This is a genomic window from Streptomyces sp. AB3(2024), assembly GCF_041862025.1.
Classification (GTDB): domain Bacteria; phylum Actinomycetota; class Actinomycetes; order Streptomycetales; family Streptomycetaceae; genus Streptomyces.
The window spans coordinates 79,106-100,030 of the sequence record NZ_JBGWAB010000005.1 but is presented as its reverse complement, the minus strand read 5'-3'; the positions used below and the strand labels follow the sequence as shown (position 1 = coordinate 100,030).

Sequence of the window (20,925 nt, the reverse complement as noted above, 5' to 3'; positions counted from 1 at the left end):
GGTCAGCCCAGGGTGACGTCGTCGACGGTCCAGAACCAGTTGTTGGTGCCGCTGTAGCGGAAGCGGACCTGGACGTCGGTGGCGCCGGCCGGGACCTGAAGGGCGATGGACTCGCCCTTGGCCACGGCGTCGGCGGTGTAGTTCTTCACGACGGTCGCGGCGGCGCCGTTGTAGGAGACGAGGACCTGCGCGGTCTGGCCGGCCTCGTGACGGTAGTGCGTCTGGAAGGCGAGGGTGCGCGTGGTGCCGCCGGTGACCGCCCACTTGGGGGTGACGAGGGTGGAGTCGAAGGTGCCGGTGTGGCTCTTGTCGTCCCACTCGTCGGAGTCGGCGACGGCGAACACGTCACGGGAGCGGACGTTCAGCTCGCGCCACTGGTCGCGCTGCGACTGGCTCCAGAACTCGTCGGTGGCGAAGGCCCATCCGGCCCACTCGGTGACACCGCCGGTGCCCATCTTGGAGTTGTCGATCGACCAGCCGGCGGGCGGGGTGTGCGTGAAGCCCTTGGTGGCGGCCGGGATGCCGGTCTCGTCCACGCGGGCCTGGAGGTTCGGGCGCAGGGTGTCGAAGGGGTCGCTGCCGGTGGTGGTCAGCGGGACGCCGTCCGTCCCGGCGGTGCCGACCCCGACCTGGGCGAGCGCGGTGGCGGCGACGTCGACGAGCTTGACGTCGGTGCGGACCGAACCGGCGGGGATGCCCGCGCCCTTGGCGATGACGAAGGTGCCGCGCTCCTGGATCGTGGAGCCGCCGTGGCCGCCCGCGTCGGTGTGACCGTGGTCGGTGGTGACCAGGACCTTCCAGTTCTCCTGCGCGTAGGCCGGGCGGTTCTGGACGGCGGTGAGGAGCTTGCCGACCAGGGTGTCCACGCGGCCGATGGCATTCAGGTACTCCTGGCTGGCGGCGCCGGAGGCGTGGCCCGCGTGGTCGATCTCGCCGAGGTAGACGAAGGCGGCGTCCGGGTTCTGGTTCTGGAGCTCGGCGGCGGCAGCGGCGGCGATCTTCGGATCCTCGCTGCCGTAGCCGTCGCGATCGCCCTTGAGGCTGAGGCGCTTGTCGACCTTGGCGGAGAAGATCGGGCCGTTCTGGTCGGTGGAGGTGATGGGTTCCCAGTCGGCGGCGGCGTAGGTGTTGAGCGCCGGCTTGGCGTTCTCGATGCGGGTCAGGAAGTCCGGGTATGCGCCGTAGTTCTTGCCGGTGAAGGAGTTGTCCTTGACGCCGTGCTTGTCGGGCCAGACGCCGGTGGCGATGGTGGACCAGCCGGGGCCGGAGGAGGTGGCGGCCATCGGGCTCGCGTAAAGGGTGCTGCGGGCGGTGAGGCCCTGGGCCATCAGCCCTTGCAGGTTGGGGGCGTTGGCGGCCTTGACGCGGTCGAGGACCGTGCCGTCGATGCCGATCACGAGCACCTTGTCGGTGGTGGCGGCGGCCTTGGGGGCGGCGGCTTTGGCAGCGGCGGCCTCGGCCGCGGCCTTGGGGGTGGCGGGGGGCTGGGGGGCGGCCAGGGCGGTGGTGGCGCCGAGGGCGGTGGCGAGCAGGGCCGTGGCGGTGGCGGCCACGGCGAGGGTCCGTCCGGACAGGACAGGGGACACGTACTCCTCCAGGAGCAAGTGGGCAGACGGGGGCGCGGAGCGTGGCGCTGTGCGGTGGCGCGGCGCGGCGGTGACGGGTGGTGCGGTGTGCCGCGCGGGGCGGTGCGGGGTGGTGCGGTGCGCAGGTCGCGGCGATGCACGGTGCGGGTGCGCAGGTGTGGTGCCGGCGGTGCGGTGTGGTGGTGCGGGTGCGGTGGCGCGGTGCGGTGCGGTGGTGCGTGGGGCGCGACGGCGCCGCCGCCCGGTGGCGCGGAAGGGCGGGCGCGCGGAGGGTCCGGGCCGAGGGGCCTCGTGTGCGCCTTCGGTCCAGACCCGTTATGCACTCGACACTCTCGCGGTCGTGGGTGACCGGGAGGTGTCGGATCAGCTGCCGGTCGCCGACTTCCACGCGTCGACGTAGCCGGTGAGGTTCTTGTCGATGTCGGCCCAGTCCGGCTCGAAGACCTCGACCCCGCCCATGATCTTGGTGAGTTCGACGGCGTTGGCGTCGGTCGGCTTGATGTCCGTACGGGCCGGGAAGCCGCCTCCGACCTCGCTGACCAGCTTCTGGGCGTCCTCGGAGAGCAGGTAGTCCAGGAGCTTCTTGCCGTTCTCGGTGTGCGGGGCCTTGTCGACCAGCCCTGCCGCGTACGGGAGGGCGAAGGTGGTGGGCTTGCCGCCGTCCTTGGCGGGGAACCAGATGCCGAGGTTCGGCATGGCCTTGGACTGCGCGAAGTTCATCTGGACGTCGCCGTTGGCGACGAGCAGTTCGCCCTTGTCGGTCTTGGGCGCGAGCTTGCTGGTGGAGGAGGACGGGCCGACGTTGTTGGCCTGGATCTTCTTGAGGTACTCCATCGCCGGCTCCTTGCCGCCGAAGTCGTGCATGGCCTTGATCAGCACGGCCGTGCCGTCGCCCGCGACACCCGGGGTGGAGTACTGGAGCTTGCCCTTGTACTTGCCGTCCAGCAGCTCCTCCCAGGTCTTGGGGGCCGCGGTCAGTGCCTTCTTGTTGTAGACGAACCCGAAGTAGTTGTTGACGACGGAGGTCCACTTGCCGTCGGCGGACTTGTCCCCGCCGTTGACCTTGTCGGAGCCCTGCGGCTCGTACGCCTGGAGGAGGCCCTTGCCGTCGGCCTGCTGGATGAAGGGGGGCAGGGTGACGAGAACGTCGGCCTGGGTGTTGGTCTTCTCGCGGACGGCGCGCTGCACCATCTCGCCGGATCCGCCCTCGACGTACTTGACCTCGATGCCGGTCTTCTTGGTGAACTCGGCGAAGACCTTGTCGTACCAGCCGTCGCCCTTGTCGCTCTTGAGTCCGTCGGCGCTGTAGACGGTGACGACCTTCTCGCCGCCCTGGGAACCGGAGGTCGCGGCGCCGCCGCAGGCGGTGAGGGAGACGGCGAGGGCGAGGCTGCCGGCGAGGGAGGCGGTGACGCGGAGCAGGAGCTTGCTGGGCATGGAACTTCCTTACGGGGAAAGGGAGTCGGCGGGGGATGGGGCGGGGATCAGCGGTAGGAGGCCCTGGTGCGGACGCGGGAGACGGCCAGCAGCACCAGGAGGGTGGTCGCCATCAGCACCACGGCCACGGCGGAACCGCCGAAGAGCGAGCCGCGGTCGGTGGCGGTGAACACGCGGACCGGGAGGGGCATCCAGTCCGGGGGGTAGAGCATCATCGTGGCGCTCAGCTCGCCCATGGAGAGGGCGAAGCAGAGCCCGGCGGCCGCGGTGAGGGACGGCAGCAGGAGCGGGAGCCTGACCCGCCACAGCACGTGGGCGGGGCGGGCCCCGAGGGAGGCCGCCGCCTGTTCGTAGACGGGGTCGAGACGAACGATGGCGGCCGAAACCGACTGGTAGGCGAACGCCGTGACAAGGATCGTGTGCGCCAGGACGACGATCGAGCCGGTGCCGTTGAGGAGCACCGGCGGCCTGCTGAAGGCGACGAGCACGGCGAGGCCGACCACCACGGAGGGCACGGCGACCGGCAGCATGAACAGGGCGTCCAGGCAGCGCTTCCCGCGCTTGTTCAGGCCGGCGGCGGCCAGCGCGGCCCAGGTGCCGACGGTGAGCGCGAGCAGGCTGGCGGTCACCGCGGTGACCAGGGAGGTGGTGAGGGCCTGGAGGGATTCGCCCCGGACGGCGGACGCGTAGTTCGCGGTGGTCGGGCCGGAGGGGAAGGCGCCGGACCAGTGGGTGGCGAAGGAGGCGGCCACCACCACGAGGAGGGGCAGGGCGAAGAGGGGCAGGAAGAGGAGGCCGAACAGGCCCCACGCGGCCCAGCGGCCGCCCTTGCTATGCACCAGCACGCTTGCCCACCACCCGGTAGAGGCCGAACAGGCCGACGGAAATCGCGATGTTGACGACGGCGACCACGCAGGCGGCCGCGTAGTCGGATTCGAGGATCGCCTTGCCGTAGATGAGCATCGGCAGGGTCGTGACGTCCTTGGCTCCGGTGAACAGGACGATCCCGAACTCGTTGAGGCACATGACGAGGACGAGGCTGCCGCCCGCCGCGAGGGCGGGGAGGGACTCGGGGAGGATCACCTGCCGGACGATCCGGGCGGGGCGGGCGCCGAGGCCGGCGGCCACCTCCAGCTGTGCGGTGTCCAGCTGGGAGAAGGCGGCGAGCAGCGGGCGCATCACGAAGGGCGTGAAGTACGTGATCTCCGCGAGCAGGACGCCCCAGGGGGTGCCGAGGAAGTGGAAGGGGCCGTCGGCGACGCCGAAGAGGTCCGTCCAGACCCCGTTGGCCATGCCGACCGTTCCGTAGATGAAGAGGAGGGCGAGGGTGATGAGGAAGGAGGGGAAGGAGAGGAAGACATCGATGAACTTGGCGACGGCCCTGGCTCCGGGGAAGGGCACGAAGGCGATGATCAGCGCGAGCGTGAAGCCGAGCAGGAGGCAGCCGGCGGTGGCGCCGACGGCCAGCCAGACGGTGGTGCCGAGCGCTTCGCGGAACGGCGCGGAGGCGAAGACGGAGGCGTACGCGTCGAAGGCGCCGCCGCCGTTCTCGGGGGTGAAGGACTGCCGCACGACCAGCGCGAGGGGGTAGAGGAACACCAGCGCGAGCACGGCCACGGGAGGCAGCGCCCAGGCGGCGCGCCCGATCCTCTGCGGGGTCGCTCCCCGAGTCGCCTCCCGGGGCCCCTGCGGCGCCGGTTCCGCGGTCGCGGGCGGGGCGGCGGGGGCGCCGCCGGTCCGGCGGTCGGAGGGCCCACCGGCGTACGGGTCCGGCCGGGGGGCGGGGGCGGACTGCCGGGGCGGGGCGGGCGGGAGCCGGTCGGCCCGCCCGGCGGGGGCGGGGCTCCCCGCAAGCGGCCCGGCAGGGGCGGGGTTGGGGGCGGCGGCTCGCCGCGAGGCGTCAGGCATCGCAGACCCCCGCCGCCAGGAGGACCCCGTCGCGGGGTTCGAAGTGGAGGGTCACCTCGTCGCCCAGGGCCGGGGTCTCCCGCAGTTCGGGGAGGTCCGCCTTGACGCGGTGGCCGTCCACGTCGACGTAGAGCCGGTGCGTCGAGCCCCGCCACTGCACCTCGGCGATCCTGCCGCGCAGGGCGTTCGGCCCCTCGCCGAGCCCGAGCAGGTGCGGGCGTACGCACAGGGTGGCCGTGGAGCCCGGCGCGGCGCGGCCCGGGTCGAGGGTCAGCGGGCGGCCCGCGAAGACCGCGCCGTCGTCGGCCACCGTGACCGGGAGCAGGTTCGCGTTGCCGACGAAGGACGCCGTGAACTCCGTGCGCGGCGCCCGGTACAGCTGCTGCGGGGTGCCGCAGTCCTGGAGCCGGGCCCGGTCCATGACGGCGATCCGGTCGGCCAGGGTGAGCGCCTCGACCTGGTCGTGGGTGACGTAGAGGATGGACACCTCGGGCAGTTCGCGGTGCAGCCGGGCCAGTTCCGCCAGCATCCCGGAGCGCAGCTGGGCGTCCAGGGCCGAGAGCGGCTCGTCCAGGAGGAGGACCCCCGGGCGGATGGCGAGGGCGCGGGCGATGGCCACGCGCTGCTGCTGCCCGCCGGAGAGCTCCCGGGGGTAGCGCTTGGCGTAGGCGCCCATCCCGGTCATCTCCAGGGCCTCGGCGACCCGGGCGGGGATCTCCGCCCTGGGGGCCTTCTGGGCGCGCAGGCCGAAGGCCACGTTGTCCTCGACCCGCATGTGCGGGAAGAGCGCGTACTGCTGGACGACCATGCCGATGCCGCGCTTGTGCGGCGGCAGGGCGGTGACGTCCCGGCCGCCGATCAGGACCCGCCCGGAGAGCGGCCGTACGAAGCCGGCGACCGCGCGCAGCGCCGTGGTCTTGCCGGAGCCGGAGGGGCCCAGCAGGGCCATGACCTCGCCGGGTTCGACGGTCAGGTCGAGGGAGTCCAGGACGGTGGTGCCGTCGTAGGAGACCGAGACGGAGTCGAAGCGGATGCCGCTCACACCGGCTCCGCGTCGAGCGGCGCGAGCAGGGCGGGCAGTTCGGCGATGGAGCCGAGGACGTGGGTGGCGCCGGCCCCGGTCAGCGCGGCGCGGTCGTGGGCGCCGGTGAGGACGCCCGCCACGACGCCCGCTCCGGCGCGGTTGCCGCTGAGCACGTCGTAGGCGGTGTCCCCGGCGACGACGGTGTGGCGTACGTCGGCCACCGCGCCGGTGCGCAGGAAGGCGGTCAGCACCATGTCCGGGTAGGGGCGGCCGCGGCCGCCGGCGTCGGCGGGGCAGAGGGTGAGGTCGGCGAGGTCCCGCCAGCCGAGGGCGTCGAGGATGGCGTCCTGGGTGACGCGGGCGAAGCCGGTGGTCAGGACGACGGTGCGGCCGTCGGCGCGGAGCTCCTCGATGGTCTCGCGGGCGCCGGGGAGCGGGGCGACGAGGCCGCCGTCGACGAGTTCTCCGTAGGCCTGCTCGAAGGCGGAGTTGGCGCGCCGGGCGAGTTCCTCCGTACCGAAGAGGTGGCGGAAGACGGAGATCTTCGACTCGCCCATGGTGTCGCGTACGTACCGGAGCTTCGCGGCGTGGTCCGCGCTGCCCGGCTCGACGCCGAGCCGGCCCGCGGCGTGCTCGAAGGCGCGCTCGACGAGGCCGCCGTCGGCGACGGTGGTGCCGGCCATGTCGAGGACGATCAGGTTCCTGGCGGGGGTGCGGTCGGTCATGGTGTTCACCAGCCCAGTTCGTTCGCGGTGGTCTCGGCTATGGCGGGCGAGCAGGTCATGCCGCGTCCGCCGGGTCCGGTCACCAGCCAGACGCCGTCGCCCACCTGCTGGCGGTGGACGACGCGGCTCGTGTCGGTGCACTGCGCGTACACGCCCGCCCAGCGGTGCCTGATCTTCGGCAGCGGGCGGCCCAGGAAGGCCTCGACCACCCCGGTGAGGTGCTCGTAGGGGTCTTCGAGGGTGTCGAACGCGAACGGGTGCTCGTATTCGTGGGTGTCGCCGATGGTCAGTCCGCCGTCCAGGCGCTGGACCATGAGCAGTTGCATCTTGTGCGCGGCGGCGACCGGCGCCTGTTCCTGTTCGGCGTTGAGGGCGTCGAGGGCTGGGGACGCGTAGGCCGGGTAGTAGCGGAAGCTGTCGGCGTCCGCGACGGAGGTGGTGAGCCGCTCGCCGAGCGGCGCGGTCTGCATCATCTGGAGGCGGACGCGGCGTACGGGCAGGTCGGGGGCGAGTTCGCGGACCAGGCCGGACAGCCAGGCGCCGGTGGCGAGGACGACGGCGTCGCCGCGGTGGACGTCGCCGTGGTCGTCGCGGACGGCGCCGGGGGCGGTGACCTCACGGACCTCCCGTCCGGGAAGGAAGGTGTAGCGGCCGGAGGCGCGCAGGGCCTCGCGCAGGTGGAGCTGGGCGGTGCGCGGTTCGACGGCCGCGTCGCGCTCGCACCACAGGGCGGCCTCGAAGTCGCCGCGCAGGGCCGGGTTGATCTCCCGGGCCTCGGCGGCGGTGACCAGTTTGTAGCCGCGGGCGGCGGCGTCGGGGCGGGCCACGGCCGCCTCGGCGACGGCGCGTTCGCGGGCGCCCCGGACGGGGGTGAGGGAGCCGATGGCGCGGAAGCCCAGGCCGGGCACCTTCGCGCCGATCCGCTCCCAGAGCTCGCGGGCCCGCAGGGCGGTGTCGAGCTCCTCGCCCCCGGCCCGGCCGCTGACCCAGATCTGGCCGAAATTGCGTAGTGACGCGCCGCGAGCCTCGGCCTCGCGCTCGATCTGGACGACCTCGTGGCCGCGTTGGACTGCTTGCCAGGCGTGCATGGTGCCGACCACGCCGCCTCCGACGACTATGACTCTCACGTCGACCAAGGTGGTGGGGGCCCGTGTCCCGGGGAGGTCGGTCCGGCGACGGGCCGGTGAACAGCCCTCGACGCTTGGACTAGACCCGTTATCATTCCGTGATCTGGATAGGTCCTGTTTGGGGAGTTTAGGAGGGATCCTCGGGGGCTATTCGGGCCGCAGGCGGGTCGTGAAGCTGAACCGGTCACCACGGTAGAGCGAACGCACCCGCTCCAGCGGACGCCCGTCCCGGTCCCGCGAGAAGCGGTGGATGAGCAGCATCGGCAGCGCGGGCGGGGTCCCGATGAGCAGGGCCTCGCGGGGGGTGGCGAGCACCGTCTCCAGCTTCTCGTCGGCATCCCCGAAGGCGATGCCGAGGCGGTCGTGGAGGTATCCGTAGAAGGAGGAGTCCGGCTGGAAATCGACGTCGAGGCGGGGCGCGCGCGAGACCCGTACGTACGTGCTCTCCAGCCCGACGCGCTCGTCGTCGGCGAGCAGCACGCGCTCCAGGTGCCAGACGGGCTCACCGGCCTCCGCGCCGATCCCGCGGGTGAGTTCGGGCGGGCAGGGGAAACGCTCCAGGCCGATCAGGTGGCGGCCGGGGCGGCGGCCCTGGCGGCGCACGCCCTCGGTGTAGCTGGCAAGCGAGAGGGGCTGCTCCAGCTTGGGGCCGGCCACCACGGTGCCACGCCCGGAACGGCGGAGCCGGCCCTCCAGCAGCAGCTCGCGCAGGGCTTGGCGGACGGTCTCCCGGGACACCTCGTAGCGCTCGGCGAGATCGCGCTCGGTGGGGAGGCCCCCGCCTTCGCCGAGCTCGTCGAGGAGGTCGGCGACCTGGGCCTTGACGGCGTAGTACTTGGGGACGCGGCCGTGCTCGGGGATGCCGGAGCGGACGGGCGAGCCGGGGCGGTGGGCCGGGTACGGGGTCTGTTCTTCCACGGTCGGACTGTACGTGGGGCAGGTGTACGGGGATCGGCGCGCGGGGGGTGCGGGGTGCTCAGCGGTCCCGGCGTTCCCTGGATTCGGGAGCGGCGGTCGGCACCTGGGTGGCGGGCGTCCCGTGGGGCGCGCGCAGACGGCGGGGTTCACGGGGGGCGCGCAGGCGGCGCGCGCCGAGCAGGAGCCCGGCTCCGGCGAGGAACGCGGCGACGGCCCCGGCACCGTAGATCCACTCCCGGGGGCCGGTGTGGGCGAGGGAGCCGGCCTCGACGGGGTCCTCGTCCTGCGGCCCCTGCACCGAGAAGCGGTACCCGCCGGCCTCCCCGACCCAGTCGCCGTCGTCGCCGTGCTCACCCTTGCGCTGGACCAGGGCGGCGTCGGCGAGGACGTCGCCGTGGGGGGCGTCGGGGGCGAAGGAGAGCCGCACCTTGACGGTCGTGGTGCCGCCCGCCGGGACGGAGAAGCCGGCGAACGCGTCACCGCCGCCGTCGAAGACGGCGATGGTCTCGTCGCGGTCGCTGCGCTCCAGGCTGACGGGGTGGGTGCCGCCGGGCGCGTCGAACTCCATCCGCAGGTGGGCGGGGCGCAGGGCCCGGGCGGTGTCCGTGAACACGATGACGGGATGGATGGAGGTGCACACGCCGCCCGTGCTGTTGGTCAGGTCCAGCAGCCAGGTCTGCGGCTCGGCGCCGGCCCGGTAGACGGCCGGGCCGCCGCGGATGCGGGCGCCGATGGGGAAGGCGCTGCTCTTGCCGTCCCCGCAGCTGGCCTGGATGCGGGAGGGCGGCGCGGGCGCGGGGCGGGCGGCGCTGCCGCCGCCGTCGGCAGCGGCGGTGGGCGCGCCGACGGCGAGGAGCAGGGCGGCCATGGCGGTGACGGCCGCCGCGGCGGTCTTGGCACCCGGGGGTGGGGCCGTACGCAGTCGCTGTCCCATGGAAGACCTTCGCTGCTAGCCGGACGGGATGATGATCGGACGAGGCGACAATCACCCCGGCCCTGCCCGCACCCTCCCACGCGCGCGAAATCCCTTTCACACCGCCGCGCCCGAGCCCTCCCGGTTTACGCCCGAACGGCGGCGAAGGTCAACCCGACCACCCCCACCAGCCCGCAAGCGGACGACGACCGCCCCGCACACCCCACCAGGCCAGGGCGCGGGCGACACCCCACCCCGCGCACGCCACCAAACCAGGGGGCAGGCAACGGTCAACCCGCCCCCCACCACCGGGGGGGGCGGGCGACGGCCGCCCCGCACACCCCCACCAGGCCGGGGGCGGGGACGGGGTGGGGTGTTGGCCGGGACGTAGAACGTGATTTGTTGGCGCGAGGTACCCAGCACCAACGCAGCCCCGGACAGGGCGCCATAAATCATGCAGTCCCGGACGACACCCCACCCCGGCACCGACCCCGGCCACCCCCGACCCCGCCCGGGCCCCGCGCCACGCGGCCCCGCGCCACGCGGCCCCGCGCCACGCGGCCCCGCGTCAGCCGTGCCCGAAGAGCGGACCCAGCGCCAGCGCCGCCGCCCCCTCCGCCACCCCCGCCACCGCACGTTCGACCGGCGGCGGGTCACCCGTCAGCGCCCGGGCCGCCAGGACGGCCCGGACCCCCTCCACGAACACGTCCGGCTCGGCGGCCACGACCCGGCCGCCCAGCAGCACCCGGTCCACGTCCAGCAGCGCCACCAGGTTCGCGGCCCCCTCCCCCAGCAGCCGCGCGGCCCCCGCGAGGTCGCCGCGGGCCACCGCGTCCAGGCAGAGCACCTCCAGGCAGCCCCGCCCCCCGCACCGGCACGGCGGCCCGTCCAGCCGCAGCACCTGATGGCCGAACTCCCCCGCCGCCGAGCGCGCACCCCGGTACACCGCGCCGTCGAGCCGGAGTCCCGCTCCGAGCCCGGTCCCGACGTGCAGGTACACGCAGGAGCCGGTCCCGCCGGGCCCCCCGGCCGCCGCGACCGCCGCGTTGGTGTCCTTGTCCAGCGCCACCGGCAGCCCCAGCCGCGCCTCCAGCACCTCCCGCAGCGGGTACCCCGCCCAGTCCGGGAACCCCGTCACCGGGCCCAGGACCCCGCTGCGCCAGTCCAGCGGGCCCGGCGCGGCCACCCCGACCCCGACCGGCGGCGCGGCCGGCCCCCGCGCGCGGACCCGTACGACCGCGGCCAGGACCGCCTCCACGACGAGGTCCGGGCCCGCCCCGAAGTCCAGGGGTCCGCTCCACTCGTCGACGACGCCGCCCGCGAGGTCGACCCGTACCGCCCGGATCCGGTCGCGGTCCAGGTGGACCCCCACGGCGTACCGGGCCTGCGGAACGAGCCGCAACAGCGTGCGGGGTTTGCCGCCGGTGGAGGCGCCGCGGCCGGCCTCGGCCACCAGGCCCTCCGCCGCGAGGCGAGCGGTGATCTTGCTGACGGCCTGCGGGGTGAGGCCCGTACGGGCGGCGAGTTCGGCGCGGCCCAGGCCCGGCGCACCCGCCGAACGCAGCAGGTCCAGCAGCAGCGCGTCGTTGTGCCCGCGCACGGCCGGCAGGTTCGCCCCGCCGCGCCCGCCGCGCCCGCCCGCACGATCGCCGCCGCCCCCGCCGCCGCCGCTGACGTTGCCCTTGCCCCTGTTCACCCGCCCATTGTCCACCCTCCTTGCACTTACGCAACGCTGTTGCCAAAGTGGAGCCATGAACACCGCCCCCACCAGCCCCACCACCCCCACCGCCCCGCTGCGGGTCGCACTCATCGGCTACGGACTCGCCGGCTCCGTCTTCCACGCCCCGCTGGTGTCCGCGACCGAGGGCCTCGCCCTCGACACCGTCGTCACCTCCGATGCCGGCCGTCAGGCCCAGGTCCGCGAGGCCTACCCCGACGTCCGTGTCGCGGCCTCCGCCACCGAACTGTGGAACCGCGCCGGCGAGGACTCCCCCGGCCTGGTCGTCATCGCCTCCCCCAACAAGACCCACGTCCCGCTGGCCACGGCCGCGCTCACCGCCGGCATCCCGGTGGTCGTGGACAAGCCGCTCGCGGCCACCGCCGCCGAGGCCCGGAAGCTCGCCGCGCTGGCCGACCGGACCGGCACCTTCCTGTCCGTCTTCCAGAACCGCCGCTGGGACAACGACTTCCTGACCGTGCGCCGCCTCCTCGCCGACGGCGAACTCGGCGAGGTCCAGCGCTTCGAGTCCCGCTTCGAGCGCTGGCGCCCGCAGCTCAAGGGCGGCTGGCGCGAATCCGGCGCCCCCGAGGAGATCGGCGGGCTGCTGTACGACCTCGGCAGCCACGTCGTGGACCAGGCACTGGTGCTGTTCGGCCCGGCCGTACGCGTCTACGCGGAGGCCGACCTGCGCCGCCCGGGCGCCGAGACCGACGACGACACATTCATCGCGATCACCCACGCGAACGGCGTCCGCTCGCACCTCTACGTCAGCGCGACCACCGCGCAGCTCGGCCCGCGCTTCCGCGTCCTCGGCTCCCGGGCCGGCTACGTGAAGTACGGCCTGGACCCGCAGGAGGCCGCCCTGCGCGAGGGGATGCGCCCCGACCGGGCCACCGACGGCGCGCTGTGGGGCGAGGAACCGCCGCACCTGTGGGGGCGGCTCGGCTCCGGCGAGTCGCCGCTGACCGGCGGCGGGATCCCGGTGCCGACCGAGCACGGCGACTACCCGGCGTACTACGCGGCGGTCGCGCGGGCCCTGCGCACGGGCGGCCCGGCACCGGTCACGGCGCACGAGGCGGCCCGGTGCCTGGAGGTACTGGAGGCGGCGCGCAGGTCCTCCCGCGACGGGGTGGCGGTGGACATCGCGGCCTGACCGCGACGGGGTGACGAACAACCCGGCGCGCACGGAAAGGGGCGGGTCCGCCATCGGCGGCCCCGCCCCTGCCTCCCCCCGCCTGCGCTACGCGCCCTTGAACTCCTGGCGCTGGCGCCCGAGGCCCTCGATCTCCACCTCCACGACGTCACCGGCCCGCAGGAACGGCTTCGGCTCCGGCTGGCCCGCGGCCACACCGGCCGGCGTGCCGGTGACGATCACGTCGCCCGGGTACAGGGTCATGAAGTGGCTCAGGTACCGCACGACCTCGCCGACCGGGAAGATCTGGTCCGAGGTGTGACCGTCCTGCTTGAGCTCCCCGTTCACCCACAGCCGCACGTCCAGCGCCTGCGGGTCGGCGACCTCGTCGGCGGTGACCAGCCAGGGGCCGAGCGGGGTGAAGGTCTCGCAGTTCTTGCCCTTGTCCCAGGTGCCGCCCCGCTCGTTCTGGAAGGCGCGCTCGGTGACGTCGTTCGCCAGCACGTAGCCGCCGACGTGCGCGAGGCCCTCCTCGGCGGAGTCCAGGTAGCGGGCCGTGGCGCCGATGACGACGCCGAGCTCGGCCTCCCAGTCGGTCTTCACGCTGCCGCGCGGGATCAGCACGGTGTCGTCCGGGCCGACCACGGTGTCCGGGGACTTGAGGAAGACGATGGGCTCCGGCGGAGCCTGCGCCCCGACCTCGGCCGCGTGCCCGTGGTAGTTCAGCCCGATGCCCACGATCTTGCCGATCCGGCCGACGGGGGAGCCGACGCGCAGCCCTTCCGCATCCAGGGCCGCGAGCTCGCCGGCCGCCGCGGCGTCCCGTACGCGGGACAGTACGGAGTCGTCGGCGAGCAGGGCCCCGTCCACATCCGTGATCAGGCCGGAGAGGTCGCGCAGGGTCCCGTCCTGGTCGAGCAGCGCGGGGCGCTCCGATCCGGCAGGTCCGACACGCAGCAGCTTCATGGACATTCTCCCGTGGTCGAGGGTGGTCGGCCCATGGGCATGCCCCGGGCCGGACGATGGGTTGCGGCCATCGGAGGATTGGTCGATCCTCCAAGATGGCCGACCAATCCGCAAGACCCTGTTCACGGACTGGAACGCGCCCCTCCAGCCGCCCGCCCCGGACCACCGGCCGGGCGGCTATCCCGCGGCCCGACCCGCCGCCACCCGCTGTCCGGCCGGCCGGGCGGCCCGGTCCTTGCGGCGCTGCAGCCAGGCCCGCTCCGCGACGGACCACGCCGTGGTGGTCAGCAGGTACAGCCCGGCCGCCAGCGGCACCACGGCAGCGGTGATCAGCGTCCCGAACGACAGCAGGGGCAGTACGCCGCCCAGCTTGCGCATCGCTGCCTGCTGCTCGGCACTCAGCGCGGCCGGCACCCCCGCGCGACCCGCGCCGGCCCCCTCCTTCGCCCCACGCGAACCGCCCTTCGCCCCGCCGGACACGCCCTTGCCCCCGCGCGGACCGGCCACCGGCAGGACCGGCGGGACCGGCACCGCGGGCGCGGCCGCGGCGGCCCGCCGCCCGCGCACCGCGCTCCACGCGGCCACCACCCCGACGGCGGCGAACAGCCCCAGGAACACCAGTCCCTGCGGCCCGAACGGCCCGCCCTCCCCGAGGGCGTCGGCCCACCGGGATCCGAGCGGAGCGGCGAACAGCCGGTGCCCCAGAAGCTCGTTGGCCGCGCCGGCCACCTCCGGGGAGGAGAACGCCCGGTACATCACGAAGAACACCGGCAGCTGCAACAGCGTCGGCAGGCAGCCGGCCACGGGCGTCGCCCCGCGGAAGGCAGCACGGCTCAGGGGATGCAGGGCGAGCCGTACGAGCACGGTGAACAGCACGATCGCGGCAGCGGTCGCGGACTCGGCCAGTACCGGCTCCATGAGCCGGCCCAGCTCGGCAACAAGATGGGTGAAAACGGACACGCGGGCCCTCCGAGGGGTCTCGTCGAACGTCGAAGAAGGTGCATTTCGGCGTGACGACCCGCGAGGGGCGACGACAGTGATCAGCAAACAGAGAGCGAGGAAAGTACTGCGCGCCCCTACGCGGCCGTCAGGACGGGACGGCCCGGAGCCCTGGGCCGCGACCGGCCCGAGGCGTCGGGATCGCGCTGCGGCAGAAAGGCCGTGCGCTGCTCGCGATCACGGATCGCGGTGCGTATTCGGTGCGGCGGCACGGACCGCACCAGGGAGGCCGCCAGCGCGGCGGATCCGACGGCGACGGCCGCGGCCAGCGCGACCACGGCGGCGGCCAGGGCGTTCTCCCCCGACATCAGGCCGAGGATCCCGCCGAACACCAGCAGGGCGGTGAGCAGGGCACCCGCCCGCGAGGAGACCAGGAAGGACAGCAGGGGCCGCGCGTCGGCTCGTCGTGACATCCGGACCGCCCCCTCCCCTTCCACGAGCCCCGAACTTCCGTACGAGATCGGGTACTCACGACCGATACTAACGGGCCCCACCGACAATGGCCGGGCCCCGCTAGGACTTGAGCGTGCCCCAGACCACCAGCCGGTACTTGGAGGTGTACTCGGGCGTGCACGTCGTCAGCGTGATGTACGAACCCGCCTCCGCATAACCGGCGTCGGGCCGGACCGTGCTGTGCGGCACGGGCGCGATCACCCCGGTGTCCCGCTCGGTGGTCTCGTTCAGCACCTTGCCCACCACGTACGTGTACCGCCGCCCCCGTACGTCGACGAGCAGCTCGTCTCCCGCCCGGAGCCGGTTGATGTAGCGGAAGGGCTCCCCGTGCGTATTGCGGTGCCCGGCCAGCGCGAAGTTCCCCGCCGCCCCGGGCTGCGCGGTCCCCTGGTAGTGGCCGGCGTAGCCCTTGTCCAGCACGGTGCGCTTGTCGACGCCCTGAGCGACGGGCACGGTCAGGCCGAGGCGCGGAACGCGCAGCACCGCGTACGCCTCCTCACGCGCCGGAGCCGGAACCGAAGCCGGCGCGGGCCGCTCGCCGCCCCCCGCCGAACGTCCGGGCGCCGGAGCACTCCCACGCCCGGCACCGGGCCCGCTCGACGCCCCCTCGACCACGGGCACGTCCGGCACGCTCCCGCCGCCTACGCCCTCACTCCCACCGGCATCCGCCCCACCCCCCGGGCCGGGCTGCCGCCCTCCCCCCGTACCCCAGGCGTGCTCCAGCTCCCGCACCTGCTCCCGGGCGGCCGCGACGGCCTGCCGGTTCGTCCACCACACCTGGTGCACCACCAGCAACGCCACCACCACGCCCACCGTGGTGATCGCCTCGGCACCCACCCACAGCAGCCGCGCGAGAGCGCCCCGGCGCCCCCGCCGGCTGCCCCGCTGCACCACCACGCGCACGCGATCCCGCACGGCCCGCACCTTAAGACCTCCCCCCTCAACTGACCAGCGGCAGTACGGTGTGAACCATGCGCCCCGACACGCCTGCCGAGCACATCGCCGAAGCCGAGCGCCTCATCCGCACGGCGACCCGCTATCCCGAGGACCAGGAGCCCTTGCTCCTCCAGGCCGCGGCCCACCTCGAACTGGGCGACGCACGCGAGCGGGCGAGCACCCTCTACGACCAACTCCTGGCCGACGCACCCGCGAACCCGCACCTCATCAAGGCCTTGCAGGCCGCGAACCTCTGGGAGTACGGCCACGAGGCCGAGGCCCGCGCCCTGATCTCGGGCATCCGCGCCGCCGCCCCCGCGGACCCGGCGCCCTGGGAGGTGATCGCGGAAGCCCTGGAGTCCCACGACGAACTGGAGGCCTCGCACGAGTGCTTCACCGAGGCGGCCACCCTCCTCACCTCCGAGGACACCCCCCTCACCCGCTCCACCGCGGCCCTCCTCACCGGCCGCCACCGCGTACGCCGCCTCCTCGGACTCCCGCACGACGACTGGGACATGGTCGCCGACACCCGCCACTCGGGCCCGATCCCCCTCGACGAACTCCACGACCCGAAGCGCATCTGGGCCCTGGGCTCCGACGACCCGGCGGAACTGCGCGCCGAGATCGCCCGCCTGCGCGCCGAACTGGGCGACCGCCGCGCCGCCCTCTCGCGCCCCTTCCCGGTTGCGATCCTCCACTGGCCCCAGCGCGAGCTCGCGGAACTCGTCGCCTCCTACCCCACGCTCGCGGCGGAATACCCGTCCCACGCGGCCCACCTCACCGCCACCGAGGCCTCGCTGCGCGCCCTGGCCGCCTCGGGCACCACCAACCTCGGCATCGTCACGGGCAGCGTCCCCTCCTACGAGGCCTTCGCCGCCTCGGAGAAGACCTCCCCGGCCTCCCCCTCCCTCCTGGCGGAATACGCCACCACCCTGGCGGCCCGCGGCAAGGCCACCCCCTGGCCCCCCACCCCCACCACCCCCTGCTGGTGCACCTCGGGCAAGCCCTACGCGGAATGCCACGGCGTCAGCAGTTAGGCGAACCGGCCACTCCTCGTCTGAAATCGGATCCTCTCGGTCACTGCTGCGTCACATCCGAGCAGACGCTGTCCGTCCTCCTTGGTACAAACGAGGCTGCGATGATCCATCTGACGAGGAGATTCCGTGGCGTCTGGACCCCACCCGAACACCCCGAAGCCGGTTGCCGGCCTTCACGAGACGCTGATCACCAGCGCCCTCGAAAAGCAGCTGCAGGAGCTGATCACCGCCGGGTCCCTCGTCATAGAGGCCCCGGTGGGCAGCGAGTCCTCACAGCACGTCCTCACCCGACACGTGGCGCACGCGGTCAGTGAGGTCCTGAAGAGGTTGCCGCCGGGCGATCGGGTGGACGCCACGAACGAGATCCTCCGCTCGCTCAGCGCCTTCGAAGGCGCTCAGGGACAGGTGGAACCCATCGCCGAGGGACCGCGCCAGCTCCTGGCCGTGGACGGGCCGGCCCCTTCGGGTGCGTACACCACCCGCCCCTCTACCCCGCTGTCCGAGACCGCGCTGATCACCAATTCCCCGGAGGATCCGAGCCTCGGTTCCGAGCTCCGTGCCGAATTGGCGACGGCCGATCGCATCGACCTGTTGTGCGCCTTCGTGAAGTGGCACGGGCTCCGTGTACTGGAGCAGCCGTTGAAGGCGGCTGCCGCACGGGGCGTACCCATTCGTGTCATCACCACGACCTACATCGGCGCCACCGAGCGCCGCGCCCTGGATCGACTCGTGCGCGAGTTCAACGCCGAGGTAAAGGTCAACTACGAGCTGCGCTCGACCCGGCTGCACGCGAAGGCATGGCTCTTCCGACGCGATTCGGGCTTCGATACGGCCTACGTCGGCAGCTCCAACCTCTCCAAGGCCGCCCTCCTCGACGGGCTGGAGTGGAACGTCCGCCTCTCCGGCATCGCGACGCCCGACGTCTTGAGGAAGTTCGAGGCGACCTTCGACTCCTATTGGAGCGAACGCGCCTTCGAGTCGTACGACCCGGACCGTGACGCACAGAGGCTGGACGAGGCCCTCAGGACCGCCGGTAACTCTGGGGGGGTGGACGCCGCGCGGGTCATCAGCCTGTCGGGCCTGGAGGTTCGCCCGTACCCCCATCAGCGGGACATGCTGGAGCGCCTCGAAGTCGAACGTTCCGTGCACGACCGACACCGGAACCTGCTGGTGGCAGCGACCGGTACGGGCAAGACCGTCATGGCCGCCCTCGACTTCAAGCAGCTCCAACAGAAGATGGGACGCAAGCTCCGCCTGCTGTTCATCGCGCACCGCAAGGAAATCTTGGACCAGTCCTTGCGGACCTACCAGGACGTGCTGGTCGACGCGAACTTCGGCGAGCAGCTCTGCGAGGGGAAGACTCCCCAGTCCTGGGAGAGCGTCTTCGCCAGCGTTCAATCACTGAACTCGCGCGCCTTGGACCAGCTCCCTCCAGACCATTTCGACGTGGTCGTCATCGACGAGTTCCACCACGGCACCTCCCCGACCTACCGCAAGATCATCGATCACTTCACCCCGCACGAACTGCTGGGCCTTACGGCCACGCCGGAGCGGATGGACGGACTCAATGTTCAGGACGAGTTCTTCGACGGTCGTATCGCTGCCGAGATGCGACTGTGGGAAGCCCTGGAGAACGAGCTGCTCTGCCCCTTCCACTACTTCGGGATCACCGACACCACGGACATGACAGCCGTCGCGTGGAAGCGGGGAGCCTATGACACCACCGCACTGAGCGAGGTCTTCACGGGCAATGAGGCCCGGGCCCGCCTCGTCGTTCGGGCGCTTCAGGAGAAGCACGGGAACCCCGAAAACATGCGCGCCTTGGGGTTCTGCGTATCGGTGGCCCATGCCCAGTTCATGGCGGACTTCTTCACACGGGCGGGGTTCCACGCCGTCGCACTATCCGGCGAAACAGCCCGTACCGACCGTAAAGCCGCACTCGATGCCCTGCGGGCGGGGCAACTCAACGTCATCTTCTCTGTCGACCTGTTCAACGAAGGACTGGACGTCCCCGACGTCGACACACTCCTGCTCCTGCGTCCCACGTCCAGCGCCACCGTCTTCCTCCAGCAATTGGGTCGGGGGCTACGGCGGAGCGAGAACAAGCCGGTCCTCACCGTCCTCGATTTCATCGGACAGCACCGCAAGGAGTTCCGCTTCGAAGAGCAGTTCCGTGCGCTCACCAACCTGACCCGCAACCGCCTCCTCAACAACATCGACCACGATTTTCCTCAGCTTCCCTCCGGCTGCCAGATCATCCTTGAGGCCAAGGCCAAGGACCTGATCATCGAGAACATCCGGAACCAGATGAACGTCAACGTCATGCAGCTCGCACGCGAGGTCGCGGCGTACGCCGAACGAAGGCTCTCGAACTATCTACGGGAAAGCGGGCGGGACATCCAGGAGCTGTACCGCGGGAACGGGAACTCCTGGACCGGGCTCCTGCGCCGGTCCAAGCTGCTCACGAGCGCCGTTCCCGTGGGGGAGGAAGCCCTCCTCAAGCGCGTCTCCGCCTTCCTGCACGTCGACGACCCGGCGCGCGTGGGCGCCTATACGGCCCTACTCGAAGACGACCCGACACCGTACGAAGCCCTCGACGCCCACGGGCAGGCGTACGCCCGGATGCTCTTCTTCTCCCTCTGGCCGAAGGGAGAAGGATTCTCCAGCTACCAGGAGGGGCTCGACTCCCTTCGGAACCAACGTCCCTTCCGTGACGAAGTTCGCCAGGTCCTGGCCCACAACCTGGAACGGACCGACCACATCCCCGTTCCCCTGACGGGAGACCACTCCGAGCTCCCGTTGACAGTCCACGCCTCGTACAGCCGAGAAGAAATCCTGCCGGCCCTCGGCGAGTCCGCCGTGGGCGGCTCGGTGCCTGGGAACTTCCGGGAGGGGGTGAGGTGGTGCCCGAAGATCCAGACGGATGCGCTCTTCATCACGCTGGAGAAGGATGAGAAGGACTTCTCTCCGCAAACGCGCTACAAGGACTACGCGATGAGCGAGTTCCGATTCCACTGGGAGTCTCAGAACCGGATCTCGGAGACCTCCCCGACGGGCGTGCGCTACCAGACCCACGCGGACAAGGGATCGCACGTCCTCCTGTTCGTACGCCGCTACAAGGCGACGGACATAGGTGGCCCCCAGGCATGGATGCTGCTGGGCCCGGCGGAGTACGTGCGCCACAAGGGCAGCAAGCCGATGGGCATCGAATGGCAGCTGCGCCACGAGATCCCCGCGGACGTGTGGTCCTACTCCGCCATCGCGAGCTAGCGTCGACGCTCGGGCCGGCTGGATGCGGTGCGGTGCGGCGTGCGAAACAAGTCTGAGCAGTGGCGGAACCGATCGAACTAAGCTCCCAGCATGTCTGGTCCGACGTTGGTGATCGAGTTGGCGGAGCCGCTCCCTCCGGCTGCGGTAGGGGAGTTCCGGGCGCTGCTGGTGGGTCTCTCCTCCCACTTCGAAGAGAAGCGGCCCGGTTTCTTCGATGTCAATGTGCCCGCAGAACGACTGGGGGTTGAGGATGGACGAGACGGGGACTGGCGAAAGCCGTTCCCGCTCCCGCTCCTCGGTAGCGCCTCCGCGGACGAGGGGCTCGCAGCTCTCGTGGGATTCAATCCGCAGCGCGAGGACTGGCGTAGGCCCTTCTATGTCTACTTGATGGGCCCGGGCGTCGGCGACGAGGGCATCTTCGAAGCTGAGCACGCCGACGAGCCCGAGGTGGTGGCTGTCCTCGGCTTCAGCCCGACCCATGCCGTCAACGTCAGCGCCGGCTGCAATCGCGCCATCGACCACATGTCCACGGCCCTGCTGACCGCCGCGGTCATGGATGTCATCGGAGGTGTGGCCAAAGCCGAACTGCTTGACGGACAAGCGTCGGTCGTCGCGTCCCTTCCGGGGGTGCTGGGGATCACGGACGGCGACGGGATGGTTCTGGGAACGGCGGAGTTCCTGCGCGGCTGGGTCGAGCACCCCGCCTTCCGGCTGCTCAAGTAGCCCCCCGATCCGCCCACCAAGAGCCGGCGGCTGGATGGGCGCCCCACACCG

At 72.3% G+C, this 20,925-nt stretch carries 18 protein-coding genes; 4 read left to right on the top strand and 14 right to left on the bottom strand.

Annotated features, from left to right (window positions below):
* Positions 1–2: 2 nt before the first annotated feature.
* The 10 genes from ACEPPI_RS03665 to ACEPPI_RS03620 all read right to left on the bottom strand — a co-directional run bounded on the left by ACEPPI_RS03665 (position 3) and on the right by ACEPPI_RS03620 (position 11,334).
* Complete coding sequence (locus ACEPPI_RS03665; protein WP_373913793.1) at positions 3–1,586, bottom strand: alkaline phosphatase family protein; 1,584 nt, start codon at positions 1,584–1,586, stop codon at positions 3–5.
* Between the two features lie 363 nt (positions 1,587–1,949).
* Positions 1,950–3,023: a 2-aminoethylphosphonate ABC transporter substrate-binding protein gene (locus tag ACEPPI_RS03660; protein ID WP_373913792.1), complete on the bottom strand. Its 1,074-nt coding sequence runs from the start codon at positions 3,021–3,023 to the stop codon at positions 1,950–1,952.
* A gap of 47 nt (positions 3,024–3,070) precedes the next feature.
* Positions 3,071–3,868 (bottom strand): ABC transporter permease, encoded by a 798-nt coding sequence (locus ACEPPI_RS03655; protein WP_373913791.1) that lies wholly within the window; start codon positions 3,866–3,868, stop codon positions 3,071–3,073.
* Complete coding sequence (locus ACEPPI_RS03650) at positions 3,855–4,670, bottom strand: 2-aminoethylphosphonate ABC transporter permease subunit (RefSeq protein ID WP_373913842.1); 816 nt, start codon at positions 4,668–4,670, stop codon at positions 3,855–3,857. The genes ACEPPI_RS03655 and ACEPPI_RS03650 overlap by 14 nt, the downstream gene beginning before the upstream one ends.
* A 253-nt stretch (positions 4,671–4,923) precedes the next feature.
* Entirely contained in the window at positions 4,924–5,973 is a 1,050-nt protein-coding gene (locus ACEPPI_RS03645) for an ABC transporter ATP-binding protein (RefSeq protein WP_373913790.1), read from the bottom strand.
* Entirely contained in the window at positions 5,970–6,680 is a 711-nt protein-coding gene (locus ACEPPI_RS03640; protein WP_373913789.1) for a phosphonatase-like hydrolase, read from the bottom strand. The genes ACEPPI_RS03645 and ACEPPI_RS03640 overlap by 4 nt, the downstream gene beginning before the upstream one ends.
* A gap of 5 nt (positions 6,681–6,685) precedes the next feature.
* On the bottom strand, positions 6,686–7,807 hold the full coding sequence (locus ACEPPI_RS03635) for a TIGR03364 family FAD-dependent oxidoreductase (RefSeq protein ID WP_373913788.1): 1,122 nt from the start codon (positions 7,805–7,807) through the stop codon (positions 6,686–6,688).
* Positions 7,808–7,954: 147 nt separating this feature from the next.
* Positions 7,955–8,725: a GntR family transcriptional regulator gene (locus ACEPPI_RS03630; protein ID WP_373913787.1), complete on the bottom strand. Its 771-nt coding sequence runs from the start codon at positions 8,723–8,725 to the stop codon at positions 7,955–7,957.
* A 58-nt stretch (positions 8,726–8,783) separates the two neighbouring features.
* Positions 8,784–9,659, bottom strand: a complete 876-nt coding sequence (locus tag ACEPPI_RS03625; RefSeq protein ID WP_373913786.1) for a hypothetical protein — start codon at positions 9,657–9,659, stop codon at positions 8,784–8,786.
* Between the two features lie 547 nt (positions 9,660–10,206).
* A complete protein-coding gene (locus ACEPPI_RS03620) occupies positions 10,207–11,334 on the bottom strand; it encodes an ROK family protein (protein WP_373913785.1) in 1,128 nt (375 codons plus the stop codon).
* A 55-nt stretch (positions 11,335–11,389) separates the two neighbouring features.
* Here ACEPPI_RS03620 and ACEPPI_RS03615 point away from each other — a divergent pair, with 55 nt between their 5' ends.
* A complete protein-coding gene (locus ACEPPI_RS03615; protein ID WP_373913784.1) occupies positions 11,390–12,511 on the top strand; it encodes a Gfo/Idh/MocA family oxidoreductase in 1,122 nt (373 codons plus the stop codon).
* 87 nt (positions 12,512–12,598) lie between these two features.
* Here ACEPPI_RS03615 and ACEPPI_RS03610 read toward each other — a convergent pair whose 3' ends face one another.
* The 4 genes from ACEPPI_RS03610 to ACEPPI_RS03595 all read right to left on the bottom strand — a co-directional run bounded on the left by ACEPPI_RS03610 (position 12,599) and on the right by ACEPPI_RS03595 (position 15,823).
* Positions 12,599–13,456, bottom strand: a complete 858-nt coding sequence (locus ACEPPI_RS03610) for a fumarylacetoacetate hydrolase family protein (RefSeq protein ID WP_373913783.1) — start codon at positions 13,454–13,456, stop codon at positions 12,599–12,601.
* A 177-nt stretch (positions 13,457–13,633) separates the two neighbouring features.
* On the bottom strand, positions 13,634–14,374 hold the full coding sequence (locus tag ACEPPI_RS03605; RefSeq protein WP_373913841.1) for a YidC/Oxa1 family membrane protein insertase: 741 nt from the start codon (positions 14,372–14,374) through the stop codon (positions 13,634–13,636).
* Positions 14,375–14,532: 158 nt separating this feature from the next.
* On the bottom strand, positions 14,533–14,868 hold the full coding sequence (locus tag ACEPPI_RS03600) for a DUF6412 domain-containing protein (protein ID WP_373913782.1): 336 nt from the start codon (positions 14,866–14,868) through the stop codon (positions 14,533–14,535).
* A gap of 100 nt (positions 14,869–14,968) precedes the next feature.
* Positions 14,969–15,823: a class E sortase gene (locus tag ACEPPI_RS03595; RefSeq protein ID WP_373913781.1), complete on the bottom strand. Its 855-nt coding sequence runs from the start codon at positions 15,821–15,823 to the stop codon at positions 14,969–14,971.
* Positions 15,824–15,879: 56 nt separating this feature from the next.
* Between ACEPPI_RS03595 and ACEPPI_RS03590 the strand changes: the two genes are divergently transcribed.
* The 3 genes from ACEPPI_RS03590 (at position 15,880) to ACEPPI_RS03580 (ending at position 20,874) form a co-directional block, all read left to right on the top strand.
* Entirely contained in the window at positions 15,880–16,881 is a 1,002-nt protein-coding gene (locus ACEPPI_RS03590; RefSeq protein WP_373913780.1) for an SEC-C metal-binding domain-containing protein, read from the top strand.
* Between the two features lie 126 nt (positions 16,882–17,007).
* Positions 17,008–20,151 (top strand): DUF3427 domain-containing protein, encoded by a 3,144-nt coding sequence (locus ACEPPI_RS03585; protein WP_373913779.1) that lies wholly within the window; start codon positions 17,008–17,010, stop codon positions 20,149–20,151.
* A 90-nt stretch (positions 20,152–20,241) separates the two neighbouring features.
* Complete coding sequence (locus tag ACEPPI_RS03580; RefSeq protein WP_373913778.1) at positions 20,242–20,874, top strand: DUF6368 family protein; 633 nt, start codon at positions 20,242–20,244, stop codon at positions 20,872–20,874.
* The last annotated feature ends 51 nt before the right edge of the window (positions 20,875–20,925 follow it).

Coding starts and splice junctions, on each gene's coding strand:
- ACEPPI_RS03660 (WP_373913792.1), bottom strand. CDS start 3,023: ATGCCCAGCAAGCTCCTGCTCCGCGTCACCGCCTCCCTCGCCGGCAGC.
- ACEPPI_RS03640 (WP_373913789.1), bottom strand. CDS start 6,680: ATGACCGACCGCACCCCCGCCAGGAACCTGATCGTCCTCGACATGGCC.
- ACEPPI_RS03625 (WP_373913786.1), bottom strand. CDS start 9,659: ATGGGACAGCGACTGCGTACGGCCCCACCCCCGGGTGCCAAGACCGCC.
- ACEPPI_RS03615 (WP_373913784.1), top strand. CDS start 11,390: ATGAACACCGCCCCCACCAGCCCCACCACCCCCACCGCCCCGCTGCGG.
- ACEPPI_RS03610 (WP_373913783.1), bottom strand. CDS start 13,456: ATGAAGCTGCTGCGTGTCGGACCTGCCGGATCGGAGCGCCCCGCGCTG.
- ACEPPI_RS03605 (WP_373913841.1), bottom strand. CDS start 14,374: ATGGAGCCGGTACTGGCCGAGTCCGCGACCGCTGCCGCGATCGTGCTG.
- ACEPPI_RS03600 (WP_373913782.1), bottom strand. CDS start 14,868: ATGTCACGACGAGCCGACGCGCGGCCCCTGCTGTCCTTCCTGGTCTCC.
- ACEPPI_RS03590 (WP_373913780.1), top strand. CDS start 15,880: ATGCGCCCCGACACGCCTGCCGAGCACATCGCCGAAGCCGAGCGCCTC.
- ACEPPI_RS03580 (WP_373913778.1), top strand. CDS start 20,242: ATGTCTGGTCCGACGTTGGTGATCGAGTTGGCGGAGCCGCTCCCTCCG.